Source organism: Nocardia araoensis NBRC 100135 (assembly GCF_000308435.1).
In the GTDB taxonomy this organism is placed as follows: domain Bacteria; phylum Actinomycetota; class Actinomycetes; order Mycobacteriales; family Mycobacteriaceae; genus Nocardia; species Nocardia araoensis.
Genome location: NZ_BAFR01000311.1, coordinates 1 through 6100, shown reverse-complemented (window position 1 = coordinate 6100; position 6100 = coordinate 1). Strand labels below are relative to the sequence as shown.

The 6100-nt window shown below is 62.6% G+C and carries 5 protein-coding genes and 2 pseudogenes; 3 read left to right on the top strand and 4 right to left on the bottom strand.

Going from position 1 to position 6100, the window contains the following annotated elements; genetic code table 11:
• Positions 1-224: 224 nt before the first annotated feature.
• Positions 225-1022 carry a hypothetical protein gene (locus ON21_RS38865; RefSeq protein ID WP_157171050.1) on the top strand — a complete coding sequence of 266 codons (798 nt, stop codon included), beginning with the start codon at positions 225-227 and terminating at the stop codon, positions 1020-1022.
• A gap of 43 nt (positions 1023-1065) precedes the next feature.
• Here the strand turns inward: ON21_RS38865 and ON21_RS30950 are convergent, their stop codons facing one another.
• Positions 1066-1422, bottom strand: a complete 357-nt coding sequence (locus ON21_RS30950) for a hypothetical protein (RefSeq protein WP_157171049.1) — start codon at positions 1420-1422, stop codon at positions 1066-1068.
• Between the two features lie 62 nt (positions 1423-1484).
• Entirely contained in the window at positions 1485-1958 is a 474-nt protein-coding gene (locus tag ON21_RS30945; RefSeq protein ID WP_039803905.1) for a winged helix-turn-helix transcriptional regulator, read from the bottom strand.
• A 77-nt stretch (positions 1959-2035) separates the two neighbouring features.
• Between ON21_RS30945 and ON21_RS30940 the strand changes: the two genes are divergently transcribed.
• The gene (locus tag ON21_RS30940) at positions 2036-2467 is read left to right on the top strand and encodes a tautomerase family protein (protein ID WP_051021517.1); all 432 of its coding nucleotides are present in this window, start codon (positions 2036-2038) and stop codon (positions 2465-2467) included.
• 1084 nt (positions 2468-3551) lie between these two features.
• Here ON21_RS30940 and ON21_RS37580 read toward each other — a convergent pair.
• Positions 3552-3746, bottom strand: a pseudogene (locus ON21_RS37580) (helix-turn-helix domain-containing protein); the annotation flags it as partial.
• Positions 3747-4041: 295 nt separating this feature from the next.
• Positions 4042-4821: an anthrax toxin lethal factor-related metalloendopeptidase gene (locus ON21_RS38860; RefSeq protein ID WP_157171048.1), complete on the bottom strand. Its 780-nt coding sequence runs from the start codon at positions 4819-4821 to the stop codon at positions 4042-4044.
• Between the two features lie 1140 nt (positions 4822-5961).
• Between ON21_RS38860 and ON21_RS40375 the strand changes: the two are divergent.
• Positions 5962-6100 (top strand): annotated as a pseudogene (locus tag ON21_RS40375) (transposase); the annotation flags it as partial.

Below are 6100 nucleotides of genomic sequence, written 5' to 3'. Positions count from 1 at the left end.
ACAACCCGCCTGCGGAATCTTCCGAATCGATGGTTAGGGTCGAGTTCGTGCGCCGGCACCGACTGGCGATAGTGGCCAGGGAGATCCGGGCGGCCACGCTCGCCATCTGCGTTCAACTGCCTACAGGTTGACGCGGCGAGCGGCACCGACACCGGTTATATCCTTATTCCACAGGATACCGATGACTCGGACATCGGGGGCGCGCGGACGGGGCAGGCTGTCCGTTGCCGCTCATCTCGTACGCCGAATCCCTGCCGAACCCGCCTGATCGGAATACGGAAACCCAGACAGGCTCGAATCGCCGTGAAAAGAAGACACTGATGCAACCATTGAATAGGTATGGACCCGACCCGAACGATCTCGAGGCAACCGAAATCATCGGCACGCCTGATACCGATACGGCTGCCGCCGATGTGACCGAATTGCTCAGCACTTCGGACAGCGGGACCGCCGATCGCCCGGCAACAATGCTCTTGCGAACGCCTGAAAATGTCATCGCTGGGCCTGGCCGCTCACGAAGCGCAGGCGATGACGATGATGCCGGCGACGGTTTATGTGACGAGCGGTTCAGACCTTCGGACTCGAGTCGATGGCATCAATACGCCGGGTGTTTCAACCTTCTCCGCTCGCCGCGGCTCAAGGCCCGCGACCTTCGCCGGCACCTGCCCTGCGCCGCGGCCGCGGTTGCACTGATCGCACTCCTTACCGGATGCGTGTTAGCAACGGATTCGAGGCGAAACGACCACGTGGACGCTGCCATGGCGCCGTCGGAGGTCTCCGTGAGGTCGAACACGGGAGATCCGACCAGACAGATCGGGACGATTGCAGGCGATGTTGATGGCACTTCCGGTGCCTTGAGTGATGTGCCCATTGCAAGTGATACCGCAACAGACATCGCCGGCAGCGAGACCGACACCACGATCGACACGACAAGCAGCGAGTCGGCCGAGGCAACCGACACCACCACGAGCGAGCCGAACACCGATACCTCACCTACAGCGCCAGTCTGTCGGTCAGCGTGAATGCGAGTTTCTCGGTGCAGGCCACCCCTCAAACGGACACGGGTCAGACCGTGCAGCCCTTCGGAGGCCCCACCCAGGATCCGGCCACCAGCACCCTCTCGGCGAGCCCCTCATCGATCGAGACAACAACCCCTGTCGGCACGACGACCACAACGACCGGCACGACAACTACGACGTCCGTCGATACCACACCACCATTGACCACCGGAACTACAACAACGCCGGCCACCAAGACGGCAACCACATCGGTCCGACGCATTCCGACGACTGCCACAACCACCACCCCGACCACGCGGAAGCCAGCGCCGCCACCGTCCGAGCCGACGATTGCACGTCCACCGACGGCCAAGCCACAGCACCCGACGGCGCCCGCCCTGCCCACACCGACAAAATTGCCCACCGCCATTCCTGTCCCGTTACCACGCAAGTAGCAGGCGATCGCGGCGGTACGGGGTACTCGGTCTACATTTGCCGCCGCAGGGCTCCGGGTCCGGGTTCAACCAGCACCTCGTCGACCCCAGCGGTCAGTGTGTGTCCGTCAGTGCAGGACAGTCGCAGTCGCACATTTGCGCCGCAGCCGCGGTGCCGATAGTTCGTGGCGGGGCCTGCCGGATCGGCCAGATGCGCGTCACCCCACTCGTGCAAGGCGGCCAGAATCGGAAAGAGGTCCGAACCCGCAGATGTGAGGTGATATTCGTGTCGCTCTCGCCGACCCGGCAGACGGTAGGGCCTGCGGACGAGTAGGGCGGACTCGACGAGAAAGTCCAGGCGGCGTGCCAGAATCGGGGCCGAGACCGCCAGATGCTGCTGAATTTCGTCGAAGCGGCGCAGGCCGCGGAAGATCTCGCGCAGGATCACCAGCACCCAGGGTTTGCCGACGATGTCGGCGGTGCGACCGATGCTGCAGTTGGACGGATCCTGCTCACTCCATTCCATGCCCGCCATCCTATCTAGCTTTACAATCGTAAGTCATCTAGGCTGACTTTGGAAATGACAGCTAGCTAGGAGGCGCTGTGCCACTGACCCGAATCACCCTGCGGGAAGACACGCCCGCCGCTACCGTGCGCGCGATCGCGGATGGCGTGCACGAGGCCATGACCACGGTCATCGGGATTCCGCCGGATGATCGGTTCCAGATCATCGAGCGGCGCAGCGCCGACGAGTTGATCTTCGATCCCCACTACTTGGGGGTCGCTCGCCGCAATGTCGCGTTCCTGCAGATCACGCTGGTGCGCGGTCGCCCGGACGCACTCAAGCAGCGGCTCTACCACGAGATCGCGCAGCGTCTCGCGGCGGTTGGCATACGTCCCGAAGACGTGGTCATCACGCTGGTGGAGAACGACCGCGTCGATTGGTCCGTCGGGAATGGACAGGCTCAGCTGCTCGACGCAGAGTTACTTGCCCGCCATGGCATTTCCGCGGTCACGCCGGGGGCGTTACACTGACAGTCGACCGTGAACAACTCGTAAGGCTTCAAGAGTTGCCGACACGAACAGCCGCTACTCTCGGGCGAAGCAGCGCACGTCTCAGGTCCGCGCCAACGGCACCGCGCTTGAGCCTCGATCAGTGCGACATTGGCGGTGCTCACCGTTTCGAGTCGCACATAGTGCTGGGCGATGTCATGGAGCCGGTCCCGGCTCAGCGCGGGCACGCCGGGGCTGGCGGTTTGAAACCCACGTTCATCGGATGCTCGCAGGATGCTGTGGTGACCGACAATCCGAGGTCGGTGACGCGGGCGTCGTTGCCGGAGGCGTGGACGAACACCTCGGTGAACCCGGGCACCCATGACATCACCTCCCCACATCTCTGACAGATCGACCTCCGGCATCGTCGCCTCGACGCGCGGGTGCAGATCGGTCGGTGACGGCTCGTCCAGCACTACCTCGAGCGCGGCCAGGTACAGCTTGCCCTCCTCATCGACGCTGGCAGAGCCGTCGCCGTCCAGCCGGGCGGCGACTTGCCGGTAGGCGGCATCCACCGCGGCGGCATGCTAGCAGCGTCGCCGGGTCCGCGGCAGGTTCAGCGCGTTCATGCCCACCTCGCGGGTCGCTCCCACGCCGCACCCGATAACAACTGCGCGCGGGTCACCGCGACGAGTACGGCGCGAAGATGTTGCAGTGCTCGAGATGTGGATGGAACTGCTCCAACAGGCACAACATGTAGGCGGCACGTCCACCGTCTCCCAGGGGCGGCGGCCGTCACGCTAGACGAGGTGTTTCCATGATGGTGCGGGTGGATGTCGATGTGTTCGCCAGCGAGCAGTGGCGGAAGGTGTTGCGAGACAAGCGCCGTCCGGGAATGTTGTCGCGGCGGCATCTCGAGGTGTGCGTATTCTCGCACCTGGCGGCCGAACTGCGGTCCGGTGATATCGCAGTGGCCGGGTCGGACTCGTACGCGAACCTGCACGCACAGTTGATGAGCTGGGAAGCCGGCGCGGGGATTGGATCGGCGAGACCGTGGTCCTCGAACGTGACGGCGTCAAGACTCCGAGCGGCTTCCTGCTCCATCTGCCGCGCTGCTCAACGGTGTGGGCGACCAGTGCGGCACGCAGGATCGATCGAGCAGGCCGAACTCGCCGAAGCGGCGAAACCGGTTCACCCACTTCGATGCACATTGCCGCGAGATGCCCATCTCGGCGGCGACATGAGCGATCGGGCGGGTCCGGCAGCGGTCCACGAGCCGGTGGCGGCCCTCGACGGTGAGCGGGGCATTACGGTGAGACACGGCGGTTCTTTCGGTCTATGGCTGATGTGTGAGTTGGCGCTTCACATCCTGCCGCCGAAAGAACCGGGCCTTGCTGGAAATCGAGATTAGTTAGGCTTTTTGTTTTCCTCTTGCCTGCGTAGCCAGGTGTCCCATGCTTCGTAGTCGGGATGGTCTGGACCGATCGTGACGAGAGCGTCACCGATTATTCCGTTGGTTTCGGCGCGCATCGGCACCGTCAGAGTTCCATCGGAGTTGCGTGTTGCCTTCAAGTGAATCGTTCCTTTTAGAGCGGCTGTGGCTCGAGACGGTGTTGTTATAGGTTCGAGAAGTAGCTGTCGAGTAGAGCCCCTTGAGTCTGTTTGTTTCTTCTGCTTATGTCGAGTGCATCGGCGATGGCTTTAGCTCGGGACTCGGGTGGCATGTGGCGGTTGAGTGCCCAGGCGGCAAGACCCTCAGCGAAGGTTTCTTCCCGTCCGGCGTTACCCGGCTGAGCAAAATAAGGATCCGTTATATCCATCTTGTCGTACAGTTTCCTGAACTTTTCAGACTCGGACGCGTGGCCGATGGCTGCGTCGAAGGCATGACCAGTCTCGTGCAATGCCAGGGAAACACAACCGTGACCGCCCCTGCGGCCGAGGATCACTCGGCGCTTTGACGGATCATACAGTCCTGGTACCCTGTCCCAGATCTTTTTGGGGGCCCAGCCGCGCGGTGTTACTCCGCGAAGGTCGGTCATGACGTCGGTGACCGGGCCGTCGATAATATCGATGCCGCCTTCGGGGTGGCTGGCGAAGTATCCGAGGAGTTTGTTATGGAAGCTGTCCGGGAGAAGTTCTAAGTCACGTAGGTGTCGTTTTGTAGCGGGCCCGTGCCCGCTAATTCTGAGTCGGTCGCCATATATGGCGGATAGGCGTGTGCTCGTACTGTTTCTGAAGCCGTGAACCGGATTGACGCCTGAAACGGGTGCGGCTTTACTGTCAAGAATCTGCCTCTCACCCGCCAGGTCGGCGTTCTCCGCCTCCCGCGCAGCCATCTTTGCCCCGTCACCGATCTCGCGTATGGTTCTCGCCTCGTGTTCGGCTGCCTCGCCCACTCGAAGGATCGTCGGGACTATTCGCACACGAAACAGACCGGCGATGGCCCCGCTGATCTGCACCCTGACTTTTACCCGCGTACGCGTGATGCTCGCTCGCCGCGCCGCCTCAACGGTGCCCCAGTGAGGTGAGCGTCTGCTGGGCGAGGATGTCTATCCAGGGCGCTGTCAAGGCGGCCGGATCGCGCTGCGATGTTCGCAGTATCGCCAGGGCAACTCCACCGACCAGGTCGAGTGCGGCGTTCAGGTCGTGGATGTGGAAACGCTCCGCAGCGATGCCGGCACGAATGCCAGCGGCCAGCCGCGATCTGACGTCTAGGTCTTTGAGGAGCCAATGTTCTGTCGACCTCCGCCATAACAGCATCCACCCCCTCCGGAAGCTCGAAAGCACCACCCTCGACGACACCCGCAACAACCTCCCACGCTCTCACAGAGTTACCCGCACTCCCCTCTGCCGTCATGCTGACAAACCTGTTCATACGCTGCCGACTCACCACCCAGTCCGTTCGCGCTCGCGGCACGAGCACATACAACTTCGACCGCTGATCGGAACGACCCCGGCACCCTTTTGCGTGTGACGAGAGGGCCGGGGTCGCTGCATATCTGCGGTTGCCGCACCCCTGGTGTTGTGCTGCCATGATCGGGTGCGACGAAACTCAATATATCGCCAGTACGGTTGTGCGCCAGCGCTTTTCATATACCTATCGGTAACGGTGCGTGAAGAAGCTCGCAATTCGGTCGGATCAAAGGTGTGCCAAAAGGGCGTACGGGATGAATCGCCTATCCGAGCCGTTCCGACCCTTGGCGGGTGGATGCATTCGCGGGTGTGAGTGGGCGAAGGTGGGGTCGGCGACCAGGCTGGTTGGTACCGTGAATGCGTCGCCATGCCAGTTGATGGGGGTGGCATGCTGGCGCCAAGGGCGTCGCATATCTCATCCCGGGCAGGTAGGGGTAGGTGACTGTCACCCAGGTGAGTTCGGAATCTCCGGGCACGTCGAGCGATTCAGCGCCGGCACGTCCGATTTGACGAAATAGCCATCAGTGTGTCAACGGATATTGGACAAATGACCATTGGCGGAGGTGTTGTAGCGCCTCGTCTGGCGCTCTTCTAGGTGCTGGAGCTGCTGTTGCCGAAATCCGAAAGGGCGGGTGGGTCGTAACTTCGCCAACAACCGGCTGGTGGTGGAGGGGATGCTGTACCGGTTTGCCGACGAGTTCGCCGTGGCGGGACCTGCCGCGGGAGTTCGGGCCGTGGCAGACGGTGTGGAGTCCAGGTCAC